We start from the raw sequence: 15,984 nt of genomic DNA on the forward strand, positions 1-15,984 counted from the left end.
TGATAACATCGTTTTTTTGCCGCGCGCAGGATTGAGTCATGAGTGGTTTAAAACAGGAGCTGGGGTTAGGTCAGGGAGTCGGGTTACTTTCAACATCACTACTGGGAACCGGCGTATTCGCCGTACCGGCGCTGGCGGCGCTGGTCGCAGGCGATAATAGCCTGTGGGCGTGGCCGGCGCTGATTCTGCTGGTTTTTCCCATCGCTATCGTGTTTGCCGTGCTTGGGCGCCACTTTCCCAGCGCTGGCGGCGTGGCTCATTTTGTGGATATGGCGTTCGGCCCGCGTCTGGCGCGGGTAACCGGTTGGCTGTTTTTATCGGTGATCCCGGTGGGCTTACCCGCCGCCCTGCATATCGCCACCGGTTTTGGCCAGGCGCTGTTCGGCTGGCACGATACTCAACTGCTGCTTGCCGAGCTCGGCACGCTGGCGATCGTCTGGTGGGTGGGTTCACGCGGCGCCAGTTCCAGCGCCAATCTACAGACGCTGGTTGCGGTAATGATTGTCGCGCTGATCGTCGCCATCTGGTGGCGCGGCGGCATAAACCCGGCGCAGATCCCTTTCCCGCAGCCTAAAGATGTCGACACGTCGCAGCTGTTTGCGGCCCTATCGGTGATGTTCTGGTGCTTCGTCGGCCTGGAAGCCTTTGCTCATCTGGCATCAGAGTTTAAACGTCCGGAGCGGGACTTCCCCCGAGCGCTGATGATTGGCCTGTTGCTGGCTGGCACCGTTTATTGGGGCTGTACGGTGGTCGTTCTACATTTTCGCGCCTTCGGTGAGGAAATGGCGGCGGCGGCTTCGCTGCCAAACATCGTAGTGCGACTGTTCGGCGTGCAGGCGCTGTGGGTTGCCTGCGTAATCGGCTACCTCGCCTGCTTCGCCAGCCTTAATATCTATATCCAAAGTTTTGCCCGCCTGGTCTGGTCGCAGGCGCAGTTCAAACCGGAGAGCTATCTGGCCCGCCTGTCGCCGCGCCAGGTACCGCGCAACGCGCTGAATGCGGTCTTAGGCTGCTGCGTACTCAGTACGCTGTGCATTTACTGGCTGAACATTAATCTCGATGCGCTTATCGTCTATGCCAACGGCATTTTCATCATGATTTATCTGCTGTGCATGCTGGCGGGATGCCGACTCCTGCACGGTAAATACCGTGTGCTGGCCACGGTGGGAAGCGTGCTATGCCTGCTGCTGTTGGCCATGGTCGGCTGGAAGAGTTTGTACGCCATCATCATGTTGGCGGTGCTGTGGTTCGCCTTGCCAGCACGCTCACCTTCAGCAAACAGATAACAAAAAACCGGCGCAGGCCGGTTTTGTCGTTTTAGCGGTCGTCTTTGTGATCCAGACGGTCGCGTTCGTCGTCTTTGCGCTGGAACTCCCCTTCGAAGGTGTCTCCGTTGCCGGCGCCGGCGCTAAAACCGCCGCCCGGCATCCGGCTAAAGCGCAGATACGGCATCAGTTTTAAGGTCATCAGCTTTTGCACCGGCGGCAACAGCAGCAGCAGGCCGAGGAAGTCGGTAAAGAAGCCCGGGATCAGCAGCAGAAGCCCGGCGATAATCAGCGACACGCTTTTAATCATTTCTGCGGCAGGGCTTTCGCCAGCCGCCATTTTCTGCTGCATCAGCATCAGGTTTTTGAAGCCCTGGTTGCGCACCAGCGACATTCCCACCACCGAGCTAAAGATAACCAGGATCAGCGTCAGCAGCACGCCGAGCACGTGCGCGACCTGGATAAAGATCGAGATCTCGACGTAAACGTATAAGAAAAAGGCAATAAATGGGATCCAACGCACCGGCGTCTCCTTCAATCGGCCGTCGTCGCAGACGCCCGTAGTGATAAATTTGCTATTCGCGTCATAGGAATGTGGGGTTGGCGCGCCATTTTTCAATCAACGGCAACGGCATTTTTTTCAAAAATAGTAAAGCGGTGACTCATTTCACAGATTAATAATTCTTATCCGCCGCGCTATATAATAAGTGATCAAGGTTACTGAACTTCGCTATCATCAGCATATGATCGTGGGCACCGGGCCGGTTAAGGAAATAATCTTCGGTCTGAAAATACGCTAAATCCTATAAATTCTGTGTATTTGGTGAATTCATTGGCAGCTTGAAAAAGAAGGTTCACATGTTAAACAACATTCGTATCGAAGAAGATCTGTTGGGCACCAGGGAAGTTCCAGCTGACGCATACTATGGCGTTCATACTCTGAGAGCGATTGAAAACTTCTACATCAGCAACAACAAGATTAGCGACATCCCTGAGTTTGTTCGGGGCATGGTGATGGTGAAGAAGGCCGCCGCGCTGGCTAACAAGGAACTGCAAACCATTCCTAAAAGCGTAGCGAACACTATTGTCGCCGCATGCGATGAGGTGCTGAACAACGGTAAATGCATGGACCAGTTCCCGGTTGATGTGTTCCAGGGCGGCGCGGGCACCTCCGTCAACATGAACACCAACGAAGTGCTGGCGAATATCGGTCTGGAACTGATGGGCCACCAGAAAGGTGAATACCAGTTCCTCAACCCTAATGATCACGTCAACAAATGCCAGTCCACTAACGACGCCTACCCAACCGGTTTCCGCATCGCGGTCTATGCTTCGATTCTCAAACTGATCGACGCCATCAAACAGCTGGGCGAAGGTTTCCAGGCAAAAGCCGTCGAGTTCCAGGATGTCCTGAAAATGGGCCGCACGCAGTTGCAGGATGCGGTGCCGATGACCCTCGGCCAGGAATTCCACGCTTTTAACGTTCTGCTGAACGAAGAAACCAAAAGTATTCTGCGTACCGCAGAACTGCTGCTGGAAGTGAACCTCGGCGCGACCGCTATCGGGACTCGCCTGAACACCCCTGACGGCTATCAGCAGCTGGCGGTACAGAAACTGGCGGAAGTCAGCAACCTGCCGGTCGTTCCGGCGGAAGACCTGATTGAAGCGACTTCTGACTGTGGCGCGTACGTGATGGTTCACAGTTCGCTGAAACGCCTGGCGGTCAAACTGTCCAAGATTTGTAACGACCTGCGCCTGCTCTCTTCCGGCCCGCGCGCTGGCCTCAACGAAATCAACCTGCCAGAACTGCAGGCCGGTTCCTCTATCATGCCGGCAAAAGTTAACCCGGTGGTGCCGGAAGTGGTTAACCAGGTGTGCTTCAAAGTTATCGGCAACGATACCACCGTAACCATGGCCTCCGAAGCCGGTCAGCTGCAGTTGAACGTTATGGAGCCGGTGATTGGCCAGGCGATGTTTGAATCTATCCACATCCTGACCAACGCCTGCTACAACCTGCTGGAAAAATGCGTGAACGGCATTACCGCCAACAAAGCGGTATGCGAAAGCTACGTCTACAACTCCATCGGTATCGTGACCTACCTCAACCCGTTTATCGGCCACCACAATGGCGATATCGTCGGCAAGATCTGCGCCGAAACCGGTAAGAGCGTACGTGAAGTGGTACTGGAGCGCGGGCTGCTGACCGAAGCCGAGCTGGACGACATTTTCTCTCCGCAAAACCTGATGCATCCGGCTTATAAAGCAAAACGGTATACCGATGAAAGCGAACAGTAAGCTTTCAGGGTAAACTAACCAAAGGCATGTCAGTAATGACATGCCTTTTTGCTTTTTTGGGTTTACGAAACGACAACAATTCAATATCAACTTGTTAAAAAACAAGGAAGGCATATATGTTTGGTGCAGAGCTCGTGGTTGTCTTGCTGGCAATCTATTTGGGGGCCCGTCTGGGAGGCATTGGTATCGGCTTTGCCGGTGGCCTCGGCGTCCTCGTCTTAACCTTAATTTTTCAAATTCCACCCGGGGCAATCCCCTTTGACGTCATTGAAATTATCATGGCGGTTATCGCCGCTATCGCCGCGATGCAGGTCGCCGGAGGGATGGACTATCTGGTCAGCCTCGCCGAACGTATGCTACGCCGCCATCCCAAGTACATTACCTTCCTTGCGCCGCTGGTCACCTGGTTTATGACCGTGCTGGCAGGCACCGGTCATACCGCGTTCTCTACCCTGCCAGTGATTACCGAAGTGGCGAAAGAGCAGGGTATTCGCCCTTCCCGCCCGCTCTCCATCGCCGTTGTCGCTTCGCAGATTGCGATTACCGCCTCGCCGATCTCCGCGGCAGTGGTCTTCTTTGCCGGTATTCTCGAACCGCTTGGCGTCAGCTACCTGACGCTGCTGGCGATCTGCCTGCCGGTTACCCTGATTGCCGTCATGCTGACCGCCGTCGTCTGTAACTTCCTCGGCTGCGAGCTGAAAGACGACCCGGTATACCAGGAGCGACTGGCAAAAGGGGAAGTGAGCCTGCGCGGCAGTCAGGTCTTCGAGCTGAAGCCGCATGCTAAACGCTCCGTTCTGCTGTTCCTGGTGGGCATTGTCGCGGTCATGTTCTACGCTACCGCCATCAGCGACACCGTCGGCCTGATCCAGAACCCGGTGCTGCCGCGTAACGAAGCGATCGTGGTCTTCATGCTGACCATCGCCACGCTGATTAGCATCACCTGTAAGATCGATACCGGCGAAGTGCTGAACGCCAGCACCTTCAAGTCCGGGATGAGCGCCTGCGTCTGCGTGCTCGGCGTCGCCTGGCTTGGGGATACCTTCGTCAAAGCACATATTGCCGATATCCAGACGGTGGCGGGCGATCTGCTGCACAACTATCCGTGGCTGCTGGCGGTGGTGCTGTTCTTCGCGGCTACGCTGCTCTATTCACAGGCCGCCACGACCAAGGCGTTAATGCCCGCCGCACTGCTGCTCGGCGTCACCCCGCTGACGGCAATTGCCTCATTCGCCGCGGTCTCAGCGCTGTTCGTGCTGCCAACCTATCCGACCCTGCTGGCCGCGGTCGAAATGGACGACACCGGTTCCACGCGTATCGGCAAATATGTCTTTAACCACGCCTTCCTGATCCCGGGCGTCATCGCCATTACGCTTTGCGTGATCCTCGGATTCATCTTCGGCGGCCTCATGCTGTAAGATCGTTAAAAAGGGGCCAGTGAAGTAACTGGCCCCTTTGGTTAATCTCTCCGCATCATGCATGCTATAGTGCCTCTTTTCGCTGATACGAGGTTCACGATGACTACGCCTGATGCTGTTGTTGTACTCTGTACCGCGCCGGATGAAGCGACCGCCCAGGATCTGGCGGCCAAAGTGCTCGGAGAAAAACTCGCCGCCTGCGCCACCATCCTGCCGGGAGCGACGTCGCTCTACTACTGGGAAGGGAAGCTTGAGCAGGAGTATGAAGTCCAGATGCTGCTCAAAACCAATCAGACCCATCAGCAGGCGTTACTGGACTGCCTGAAGTCCCATCACCCGTATCAAACCCCCGAACTACTGGTCCTGCCGGTTACTCACGGAGACAACGATTACCTCTCATGGCTCAACGCATCATTACGCTGATCCTGCTACTGTGCAGCGCATCGGCCAGCGCCGGGTTGTTTGACGCCCCCGGGCGCTCAAACTTCGTGCCTGCCGATCGGGCTTTCGCCTTTGACTTTCAGCAGAATCAACACGACCTCAACCTGAGCTGGCGCATCAAGGATGGTTACTACCTCTACCGTAAGCAGATCACGCTGACGGCAAAAGATGCGGCGATCGTCGAACCTTCGCTACCGCCTGGCGAATGGCATGAAGACGAGTTTTACGGCAAAAGCGAAATTTATCGTCAGCGCCTGACCTTGCCGATTACCCTTGCGGAAGCCAGCAAAGCAGCCACGCTGACCGTCACCTATCAGGGCTGTGCCGACGCCGGGTTCTGCTATCCGCCGGAGACCAAAGTCGTGCCGCTCAGCGCGGTGCTCGCCGATTCCGACAAGGCGCAAGCGGCCAAACCATCAGCGCCCGCCGCGCTCCCGGCCAGCGGCAGCCAAACCGGCGCGGAGCCCGCGTCGCTGCCATTTTCGGCGTTATGGGCGCTGCTGATTGGTATCGGTATCGCCTTTACGCCTTGTGTCTTGCCAATGTATCCACTGATTTCCGGGATTGTCCTCGGCGGTAAGCAGCGCTTATCAACGGCACGCGCCCTGCTGTTGGCCTTTATTTATGTCCAGGGGATGGCGGTTACCTATACCGCGCTGGGGTTGGTCGTGGCCGCCGCCGGTCTGCAGTTTCAGGCCGCGCTGCAGCATCCTTACGTATTAATTGGGCTGTCAGTGGTATTTATCGCGCTGGCGCTGTCGATGTTCGGCCTGTTTACGCTGCAGCTGCCTTCATCGCTGCAAACCCGACTGACGCTAATGAGCAACAAGCGCCAGGGGGGCTCGCCTGGCGGCGTGTTTGCAATGGGCGCCATCGCCGGGCTTATCTGTTCCCCTTGCACTACGGCCCCGCTTAGCGCCATTCTGTTGTATATCGCTCAAAGCGGTAATCTGTGGCTTGGCGGCGGCACCCTATATCTGTACGCGCTGGGAATGGGGCTGCCGCTGATCCTGGTGACCGTGTTCGGTAACCGTCTGCTACCGAAGAGCGGGCCGTGGATGGCTCACGTCAAGACCGCGTTTGGCTTCGTGATCCTCGCGCTGCCGGTCTTTTTACTGGAGCGCGTGATCGGCGAAGCCTGGGGTTTACGCCTGTGGTCTCTGCTTGGCGTCGCCTTCTTTAGCTGGGCATTTATCACCTCGCTTGGCGCGAGCAAACCGTGGCTACGGCTGGTGCAAATCGTCATGCTGGGCGCCGCGCTGGTTAGCGCGCGTCCGCTGCAGGATTGGGCCTTTGGCGCACCAACCGCCCAGCAGCAGGCGCATCTGGAGTTTACCCGTGTCAGTACCGTGGATGAACTCAACCAGGCGTTAGCGCAGGCCAAAGGGAAACCGGTCATGCTCGATCTGTATGCTGACTGGTGCGTGGCCTGTAAAGAGTTCGAAAAATATACCTTTAGCGCTCCTGAAGTGCGACAGGCCCTAAAAGAGACCGTTCTGTTGCAAGTGGATGTCACTAAGAACAGCGCGCAAGACGCGGCCCTGCTGAAGCATTTACAGGTGCTCGGCTTGCCGACGATTCTGTTCTTCAACGCGCAGGGAGAAGAGCAGCCCGCGCAGCGCGTCACCGGGTTTATGGATGCTGCGGCATTCAGCGCCCATTTGCGCGATTGGCAACCGTGAACGACACTTGAGGAGGATAAATGGAGGAGACTACCGTGCAACGTGAAGATGTCCTGGGTGAAGCCATACAAATTCTCGAAATCGAGGGTATCGCCAACACCACGCTGGAAATGGTCGCCGACCGCGTCGCATATCCGCTTGATGACCTCAAGCGCTTTTGGCCCGATCGCGAAGCGTTGCTCTATGACGCCCTGCGTTATTTAAGCCAGCAGGTAGACGCCTGGCGTCGCCAACTGTTGCTGGATGAGACGCTGAGCGCAGAACAAAAGCTGCTGGCGCGCTATAGCGCGCTGACCAAATGCGTCAGCAACCACCGCTATCCGGGCTGCCTGTTTATCGCCGCCTGTACTTTCTATCCGGATGCTCAGCATCCGATTCACCAGTTAGCGGAACAGCAGAAGCAGGCGTCACTGGCCTACACACATGAGCTGCTGACCCTGCTTGAGGTGGATGATCCGGAAATGGTCGCCAGGCAGATGGAATTAATCGTCGAAGGCTGCCTGAGCCGCATGCTGATCAAGCGCAGCCAGGCCGACGTCGATACCGCCCAGCGTCTGGCGGAAGATATTCTGCGCTTTGCCCGCTGCCGGATGGGCGGCGCGCTCACGTAATTCGGATTTCCGAACCCCTGCAAGGCGCATATAATTCCCTGACACTTTCTGTGGCAGGGATTTCTATGCGTCCACTTCTCTGGGCCGCCGTACTGGGGCTTTGTTCGACCTCGCTGATGGCCGCCCCTCCTCGCGGTTTCTCTTTCGCCTACAAAGACTGGGAAGTCGCCTGCGATAATACCGGCACCTGCCGGGCTGCGGGCTATGGCGCGACAATGGGCGAGGTCAGCGTTCTGCTGACCCGCAGTGCAGGCGCAGGGCGGCAGGCAACTGCGCAGGTCACGTTTGCGCAGACCGAGCACGATATTCCGCCAGATGCCAGCGTAAATCTGTTTATCAACGATAGCGATCGCGGGACGCTTGAGGCTATCGACGATAACCATTTTCACTTTGACAGTACGCAAACCAGCGCGCTTATTACCGCCCTGGAGCAAAACGCGAAAATCGAACTGGCGCTCAATGGCCAGCGCAAACGCCTATCTAACGCGGGCAGCAGCGCGGTATTCCTTAAGGTCGATGAATTCCAGCAGCGGATTGGCACCGCCGATGCCCTGTTACGTAAAGGCGACAGCGATGAGAGTGCCGTCCTGCACGCCATTCCCGCGCCGGAGATCCTTAGCGCGCCGTTTATTCACAACGCCCAGCCCGTTGCGTTAACAGCTAAACAACAGCAGAAATGGCTGCCGCAATTGGAAAGCGCGCTCAACAGCCGTTGTGATGACTGGCAAAACGCCGATATTCCGGCCAGCGAACGGCAGATCACCGTCACCCCGCTGGATAAAAATCACTCGCTGCTGCAGACTCTGTGCTGGCGCGCCGCCTATAACGACGGCTACGCGATGTGGGTTGTCGATAACACACAGGCCGCCAGGCCACAGCTGATAACCACTGATGCCTCCAGCTATAACGATGGCGTAATGACCTTCTTCAACAAAGGGCGCAGCGTCGCCGACTGCGTTAATGGGGAAGAACGTGTGTGGGATGGCAAAACCTTTGTGCAAAGTCTCAAGTACAGCACCGGCATGTGTCGGGAAATCACCCCTGGCGGAACCTGGCAGCTTCCCACCTTCGTCAGCAAGGTTATTCCCCGCAAGCAACGAGAGGCCGATATACTCGCGCTGAAGACGTTGCACGACGCGCTCCTAAAAGAGCAAAAACGCAATCCGGAACTCGCATTAGAGAACATTGCGGAACAGTTTCCGCTCAGCGGACACATCAGCCACTTTACCCTCACCTATGCCGACGACGCGCCGGTCTCAACCACCAAGCCAGCGGCGGATATCAGCGACGATGAGTGGCAGGCGTTTTTACATTCCGATATCAGCGCCGATTCGGAAAACGGCAAAGTCAGCTTCACGCTTATCGACCTCGACGGCGACGGCAAACGCGACCTCATCATCGATAGCTATGTTGGCGGTACCGGCCTGTTCAGCTATACCGGCGTGCTGAAACGCGGCGATAGCGCCTTTGAATCGGTGAACGATGCCGACAGCAATGACGACGATAACTTCGATGCCGGCGTGCCCGGCGCCCTTTACTCTATTAACGATCGCGGAGCGAACCAGTGGGGCCGCTGGGTCAGAATCAACGGCCAGGTTTACGCCCTGTGGTTTAACGGCGTGTTTGGGGAAGATAACCTCTATCTGCTGCGTCCGTTTAACCAGAGCGACCTGACGCCGGCCATCACCATCCGCTACCGTTATAACCTCAATATCATTAGCGCTGCGGAAAACGGGCAGTCACCCACCCCAGCCTTAAACGATAAAGATAAAGCGGGCTTATTGAAGTCATTGGACGTCATGCAAGGTAGCCTGCTAAAGGATAAACCTGCTGACGATAACGATGAGCCGATTTGTCCTGTTCCCCCCGGTACCGCTAAAGATGATGCGGACAGCTACTATGGCGGCGTTGCGGGGCACTACACCGTTGAAACGGTGGCGTGGATCCCGGTGTGGCTCAACGATAAATGCTTTATCGGCACGATCTTCAGCCATCATGGCGCCTATCGCCACGGAGTGGATGCCATCCTAACCATCAGTTCGCCACGAGATGATGAAGAGATCGTTGGCGATTACGATATCTCCGGAAAACGCCATGCCATCGCCATCACCAGCGGCTGGAAAGTTCGCGAAGGCGATAACGGGGTGATGTGATTTTAAGCAAAACGCGCCTTTTGGCGCAGAATTGCCGCAAAGATAAGCAATCAAACAATAAATAGAGAAATTTCATTGACGCAGTGGGCGGATTACGGTTTAATGCGCCCCGTTGCCCGGATAGCTCAGTCGGTAGAGCAGGGGATTGAAAATCCCCGTGTCCTTGGTTCGATTCCGAGTCCGGGCACCACTTATTCAGAGAACCCAGCCTATGGCTGGGTTTTTGCTTTTCTACGGCCTACCGCGAACCGTATGCCTGATAAGCACAGCGCCATTAGGCATTCAATGCCCATCGTTTTTACCTTTAACTTCAGCCATCGGTTATTCATCACTAACGCAGGCCTTCAGTTCGGATGTGACATACTGCATTGAGTCACATAAAAACGTTAAGATGAATCTTCGTTTCAGCCGCCCCTCTTTATAAGCCACTTACGCAAAATAATAGTGCCAATTTATCTTCAACCCACTCTAATCAGAACGTATCTGAGAAAAATAAGAGCAATAGCAGCTTATCCGGTAATAAAAATTCATGCTAATGACTGTTATGATAGTGTCGAATATTTAATCACAACAGGAAGTCTGTGATATGCAAGAGAATAACGGAATAAGATTGGCTCTTTCTCCCGTACAACTTGCCGCCGTTCTGGCCGATAAATCCGTCAGTGAGGGGGAAACACTTAGTAATCGCCTCTGGGGTGGTCTAGGATTGGCCAACGGTCTGGTTGAAATGTTTGGTGCCGGAGTCATGTGCATAGCCCCCGAACCAACAATGCTCACTAAAATCGGGTGTGTCATCGTAGGAACCCACAGCCTGGATACGATACAGGCTTCCTTTCGTCAGGTATGGAGCGGTAGGCAGGTCAGTACCGATACATACAATTCTGTAGTATCTCTGGCCGAAAGTCTGGGTTCCGATCACCAAACTGCCGTGAACGTTGGAATGACTCTGGATCTTGCGATTCCTATGGGATTTGCGCTGACGATGGGTGCTATCCGCGTTGCTTCTATACGTGGAGGACGGATAAAACTGGCTGAACATGAATTTTTGAGGAGTCGCTCATCAGGTGGCCATACTCTCCAAAATCATGTTGGCAAAACGCCAGAAGGGCTGAGAATGAGACTAGATACTACTCCCCGATTAAAGTCTGTCAGTAGTTTCAAAAGTACCAGTGAAGCTGAGCGCTTAGTATCAGCCGTTATTCAGGACAATAAAACTCAGATAGAGATGTGGGTAAGACATCTACCACCTGGGATGAATGCAAAAATGCAGTTGGATCGCATATTTGCGAACCAGACGGGAATATTATTATTCAAAGGTGCGAAAGAAGTAACTACTTGCTACAAAGTCCGGGTGGTCATCGAGTTTGCGCACTGGCATGGAAAACCCTATTTTGTATTGACAGCCTTTCCTCTACCCTGAACACGGTTTGTACATGACAAAAATGAACCTGAATGAACTTAACGGCTTTATCACGGTTTACTTCGGGCAGGATTATGACCTTATCGATGATAGTGATGAGATCGACCCCAAAATTGACGCATTTATCGCCGATAGTCATCTCGCCATGAAGCATGGTCTTATCGCAGACATTGACCTTCTGCTGAAGGAAACAGATAACCCGGAAGAGGAATTCAGGATGCGCTATGGTTCAGACTTTGATCCTCACCTGTGGGAAACAGATGCCCTTAGCTTCCTGAAACGGGTAAGAGATAGAATTATTCATTCCCTGAATGAGGCGGAGCCGACAGGCCATCAGTAACCCGCGGCTTCCTCACCACACTATCGGTTTGGCCTGATTCAGCGAGATGTCGCTGAAAACGCTAGCGCCGCGTCGCTTTCTTTTTAGCAGGAAGGCGGAACACTTCGCCATTCGGCTTGGCAATCCCCATACGGTACTGCGTCTCTCTGGCAGCCTTATGGATATCAGCAAACTCCTCTTTACGCGCCGGCGGCAGCTTCGCTTTTTTCAGGCATTTATTGCGGTGCATCCTTATCCATTCGCGATCGTTGTCATCGACGCACGTCTGCATCACATCCACCCAGCGCGAAGCAGCCCGGCGATACAATCCGCGAGCTTCCAGAGATTCGGCGATACTGTCCTTGATCATTCGATAATTTCTCTCACATATGCTAGCTAATTTGCGTATATAAATATAACCACGCCATTCGAAGAAATAATGAAAGAAAACCCCGGTAATTTGATCCACGATAAATCTATGCCAACTCAATATTGAGAGCATTTATAATATTAATTGCTGTGTGCATTAAAACTGCCGAAGCAGTAAGTACTTCCAAAGAGCATTTTTATCATATACCGCGGGTTATCATCTGAGTCATTCCTGAACTACGGTTATACCTATCAATGATTGATTAAATTAAAATAATACCGTTGTTTAGTGGCTTGTATGTAGATAGCTTACTCTGCATTCATTTCCCTTTTTATCGCTTCGGCGCGGGACACTCGAGCAGTCTATTTTTAAAAATAAACAGACAGGCTTCATTAAAGTTAGCCAGCCCCAGACGTTCATAAAGCTCAATGCGCTTGCGATACAGGCTTTTCACCGAAGTATTAAGTACCCCAGCTATTTGCTCCATGGTCATCCCCGCTCTGAGTAAAGTCAACGTCATATGTTCCTGCGGTTTCAGGCTGAAATTCTTGAGCCATTCTCGGGTCAATCGCTTACTCTTCACGTCAAGAAACAGGCTAAATAAATTAGCCATATCCGTCGGCGTCAAAGACATGTTGAGAAACCACTTTAAGCTCAGCAAATGCTCTTCCCGATGGCGCATATCAAGCATAATACAGCAGATACGTTTACCCGCTTCCGCTGCGCCAGGAATAAGATAATCGTAAAAACAAAGCGGCGCCCGACTATCCACCAGCACCGAAAACTCCTCGGCATCACTCTCAAAAAGCTTACGCTCTATCGAATGTAACTGGATGATATCTGGAAAGAAAATCCTCACCCCTTCAAAGAGATAGTGATCCTGAGTTACTAAAAACATTGTCGTTGCCACAAATCATCCCTTTAACAATAAAGCAACAAAACCCCTCCAGGGAGAATATGCACAGCGCCTGGTAGCGTGCTGACTATGGCGAGCCAAATAAAGCATGTGATTGTCTTTTAGTAATCCCCCAATCTCTCCATCTATAGTGAACGCTCCACTCCACTATCCTTACGTCATTTCTTAATTATCTGTGCTCAGGCTAATTATAAATAAAAAACTCGCACAAAAAAGAAGCTTTTCTACTATTGAGAATTTTTGTCAAAAATCGTCTTAAATATCTACAGCAACCGCCTGACATTATGCATGAAAAAGCCAACCAAAAACATTAAAACAGAATTTCGGACACCATTTAACTTTTTTCAATTCAGTAAGTTATGCGTAACATAAGACAATTAATTAATTCATTAAAGGTCAATTTCCAGATTTATCTTAAAACTACAGGCCTATTATTTGGCATATTTTCAGGCAAACATATCAGGTGTACATTAATCGCCACCCCGTTATCGCGAGGAGATATTTTATTACCTTAAATAAGTAATCGCAGTCGCGTACCGTCAGGTAAAAACTCATTACCCCATCCTTTTGCATTCAGCTAAAAGGCCGACGTGTTGTGCAATGGATTCTTGATGGACATATGGTAAATAGTTATGGGAAGATCAACTCGTTTCAATAAGTTATTCTTTTATCGCCGCACGACATTCTCGCTTTCAATTAGTTTATTGTTGTTAACGCCTATTCTGGCTCAGGGGGCTGAGTCGATATATGATCGGCATGTGCTACAGGCGCGTGAAGGTAATTACTCCCCTTTTCTCGATTATCTTCAGCAATATCAACAACAACATGCTTTGACGCCTGAGCAAGTCGCCGACTGGCTTCAAATTGCCTCCTGGGCTGGACGTGATGAGGAAGTAATCCAGGTCTGGCAGCGTTATCAGGTTTATATGGCGCTACCGGCACGCGGTACGGCGGCAGCGGCACAGGCTTTCCGTAATCAAAAACGGTGGTCTTCAGCGCTGGCGCTCTGGGATCAGGCAATTGGCCAGCAGCCGATGAACGACGATTATCTTATTGGTCGGATTAAAACGCTGGCCGATGCGCGCCATGACGGGCAGGCGCTAAGTGAAGCCCGCCGCTTGGTCGCCACCACGCCCAGCGCCGCTCACCTGCAGACGCTCTCCTACGTCTATTTACGTCAGGGAAAAAGCTGGGACCAGCTGCTCACCGATATGCGCGCGCAGGAACTCGCGCCGCAAAACAGAGAAACGCTCAATAGCCTGATTGATAGCCTGAGCAGCAATCGCATCAATTCGCCTGCGCTGCAATGGTCAGCGAAAACCACCTTAACGCCCGCGCAGCAGCGAAAGCTAGAAATGGACGCGGCGGCGGAGTGGGTACGGCTGGCGCACACCCCGGCCCGCGGTGAACAGGAGCGCTTTCGCCTCGCGCAAACGGCGCTCAACCGCTACGACGCGCTGTTCGCCCGTTGGCGTCAGGATCCGCAGGCCGTAGAGGATCTTGCCCGCGCGCGTATTGACCGCCTCGGCGCGCTATACACCCGCGGCTATTACGCCCAGGTCATTAAGGAATATCAGTCGCTGACCGCCGCTCAACAGCCCGTCCCTGACTGGGCCATCGGCTGGGTTATCTCCTCTTATCTTGCACAACAAAACGTCGAGGCCGCGCTGGCGATCGCCCGCCAACATCCACTTTACCGGCCGGACCCGCAAGATGATCAGCATGAATTATTTTATGCGCTGCTGGATAGCGGCCAGTATCAGGCCGCCCGCGAGTATCTCGCTAAAGTGACGAATGGCGTTCCCTACACCCGCCGCCTTTACGGCTCGCCGACGCCGCAGCCAAACGACCCGTGGCTGAACGCTCAATCGCTGAAGGTACAGTATCTACTGAGTACTAACGCGCTGCCGGAAGCCGAACGGCTCTCCGACCGACTGGCCACCACCGCGCCCGGTAATCAGGGGCTGCGCATTGACTACGCGGCGATACTACAGGCGCGTGGTTTACCCCGCGCCGCCGAACGGGAACTGAAAGCGGCGGAAGCGTTGGAGCCTTCGAACATCCCCCTCGAACGTCAGCAGGCCTACGTGGCGATGGATCTTCAGGAGTGGCGGCAGATGGAGCTATTAACCGATGACCTGCTGGCGCGCAGCCCCGAAGACCTGAGCACGCAAAAATTAGCTCGCGCTCGCGAGGTGCACCATATGTCGGAACTGCGCCTTAACAGCACGCAAGGGATCCACTCGGATAACCCGGTCAGCGGTAGCCACGACTTTAGCTGGGATGCGGCGATTTACGGCCCGCCAATCGCCGATAAGTGGCGACTTTTCGCCGGTAATCGCTTCGCCAAAGGGAATTTTGATGAAGGAAAAGGCTCCAGCCGCCAGCTATTTGGCGGCATCGAATGGCGCCCGCGCGATGCCTGGGCTGAACTGGAAATCTCCAACAACAATTTCGCCGGCGACAACAAACCCGGCGCCCGACTTTCCGCCTGGCAAAGCTTCAACGACAACTGGCAAATTGGCGGCGAGGTCGAACGTCTGTCGCGGCAGACGCCGCTGCGCGCGCTGCGTAACGGTATCAGCGCCAACCGCGGCGAGGGCTGGGTTCGCTGGTATCAAAACGAACGACGCGAATATCGCTTCAGCGCCGCCGCCACCCGCTTCTCCGACCACAACCGTCGTCAGGAATATACATTCTCCGGCAAAGAGCGGCTCTGGCAATCGCCAACCATCACGCTCGATCTGGAACCTGGGCTCTCCGCCAGCGTCAACAGCCGGGCGGATACCCTGTACTACAACCCGAAACGCGACTTCGCCGCCACCTCGGCGCTGGTCGCCGATCACGTCATGTATCAGCACTACGATACCGTCTGGAGCCAGCAGCTTGCGGCAGGCGGCGGCGCCTACTGGCAAAAAGCGTATTCGACCGGCGCTATCGCCATGCTCGGCTACGGCCAGCGTATTCGCTGGAACAACGTGATCGACACCGGCGTGATGCTGAACTGGGACAAGCGTCCCTACGACGGCAAACGCGAAAGCAATCTCTCCATTGCCCTTGATGCGAATTTACGGTTTTAAGGATAAACATGGTC

At 54.0% G+C, this 15,984-nt stretch carries 13 protein-coding genes and 1 tRNA gene; 11 read left to right on the forward strand and 3 right to left on the reverse strand.

Translation table 11 applies throughout. The annotated features are described in order from the left end of the window. Positions 1–38: 38 nt before the first annotated feature. Positions 39–1,286, forward strand: a complete 1,248-nt coding sequence (yjeH, locus tag ABLV78_RS23230; RefSeq protein WP_047046327.1) for an L-methionine/branched-chain amino acid transporter — start codon at positions 39–41, stop codon at positions 1,284–1,286. A 31-nt stretch (positions 1,287–1,317) separates the two neighbouring features. On the opposite strand, the gene ABLV78_RS23235 is transcribed toward yjeH, so the two are convergent. Continuing rightward, complete coding sequence (locus ABLV78_RS23235) at positions 1,318–1,788, reverse strand: FxsA family protein (protein WP_015368667.1); 471 nt, start codon at positions 1,786–1,788, stop codon at positions 1,318–1,320. A 335-nt stretch (positions 1,789–2,123) separates the two neighbouring features. Here ABLV78_RS23235 and aspA point away from each other — a divergent pair, with 335 nt between their 5' ends. The 9 genes from aspA (at position 2,124) to ABLV78_RS23280 (ending at position 11,625) form a co-directional block, all read left to right on the forward strand. Continuing rightward, positions 2,124–3,560: an aspartate ammonia-lyase gene (gene aspA / locus ABLV78_RS23240; protein ID WP_045380159.1), complete on the forward strand. Its 1,437-nt coding sequence runs from the start codon at positions 2,124–2,126 to the stop codon at positions 3,558–3,560. A 116-nt stretch (positions 3,561–3,676) separates the two neighbouring features. Next, positions 3,677–4,978, forward strand: coding sequence for an anaerobic C4-dicarboxylate transporter (locus ABLV78_RS23245; RefSeq protein ID WP_015368669.1), 1,302 nt, complete (start codon positions 3,677–3,679; stop codon positions 4,976–4,978). Positions 4,979–5,077: 99 nt separating this feature from the next. Then, on the forward strand, positions 5,078–5,401 hold the full coding sequence (gene cutA / locus ABLV78_RS23250; RefSeq protein ID WP_045396450.1) for a divalent cation tolerance protein CutA: 324 nt from the start codon (positions 5,078–5,080) through the stop codon (positions 5,399–5,401). Next, a complete protein-coding gene (locus ABLV78_RS23255) occupies positions 5,377–7,101 on the forward strand; it encodes a protein-disulfide reductase DsbD (RefSeq protein WP_047046330.1) in 1,725 nt (574 codons plus the stop codon). The genes cutA and ABLV78_RS23255 overlap by 25 nt, the downstream gene beginning before the upstream one ends. A 35-nt stretch (positions 7,102–7,136) precedes the next feature. Continuing rightward, positions 7,137–7,712 carry a transcriptional regulator gene (locus ABLV78_RS23260; protein ID WP_047046398.1) on the forward strand — a complete coding sequence of 192 codons (576 nt, stop codon included), beginning with the start codon at positions 7,137–7,139 and terminating at the stop codon, positions 7,710–7,712. A 65-nt stretch (positions 7,713–7,777) separates the two neighbouring features. Then, positions 7,778–9,865, forward strand: coding sequence for a DUF1176 domain-containing protein (locus ABLV78_RS23265; RefSeq protein ID WP_047046332.1), 2,088 nt, complete (start codon positions 7,778–7,780; stop codon positions 9,863–9,865). A gap of 114 nt (positions 9,866–9,979) precedes the next feature. Beyond that, positions 9,980–10,055 (forward strand) — tRNA-Phe (locus ABLV78_RS23270). 396 nt (positions 10,056–10,451) lie between these two features. Then, positions 10,452–11,285: an RNase A-like domain-containing protein gene (locus tag ABLV78_RS23275; RefSeq protein WP_047046335.1), complete on the forward strand. Its 834-nt coding sequence runs from the start codon at positions 10,452–10,454 to the stop codon at positions 11,283–11,285. Between the two features lie 13 nt (positions 11,286–11,298). Further along, positions 11,299–11,625: a contact-dependent growth inhibition system immunity protein gene (locus ABLV78_RS23280; protein WP_047046338.1), complete on the forward strand. Its 327-nt coding sequence runs from the start codon at positions 11,299–11,301 to the stop codon at positions 11,623–11,625. A 61-nt stretch (positions 11,626–11,686) separates the two neighbouring features. Here ABLV78_RS23280 and ABLV78_RS23285 read toward each other — a convergent pair whose 3' ends face one another. Together ABLV78_RS23285 and ABLV78_RS23290 are read right to left on the reverse strand one after the other, a co-directional pair. Continuing rightward, a complete protein-coding gene (locus ABLV78_RS23285) occupies positions 11,687–12,106 on the reverse strand; it encodes a PerC family transcriptional regulator (RefSeq protein WP_319802814.1) in 420 nt (139 codons plus the stop codon). A 199-nt stretch (positions 12,107–12,305) separates the two neighbouring features. Then, a complete protein-coding gene (locus ABLV78_RS23290) occupies positions 12,306–12,872 on the reverse strand; it encodes a helix-turn-helix transcriptional regulator (protein WP_045396469.1) in 567 nt (188 codons plus the stop codon). A 650-nt stretch (positions 12,873–13,522) separates the two neighbouring features. On the opposite strand from ABLV78_RS23290, the gene pgaA reads away from it, so the two are divergent. Beyond that, positions 13,523–15,970 carry a poly-beta-1,6 N-acetyl-D-glucosamine export porin PgaA gene (gene pgaA, locus ABLV78_RS23295; protein WP_047046340.1) on the forward strand — a complete coding sequence of 816 codons (2,448 nt, stop codon included), beginning with the start codon at positions 13,523–13,525 and terminating at the stop codon, positions 15,968–15,970. The last annotated feature ends 14 nt before the right edge of the window (positions 15,971–15,984 follow it).

It is taken from the genome of Klebsiella sp. CN_Kp075, assembly GCF_040065055.2.
Lineage (GTDB): Bacteria > Pseudomonadota > Gammaproteobacteria > Enterobacterales > Enterobacteriaceae > Klebsiella > Klebsiella aerogenes.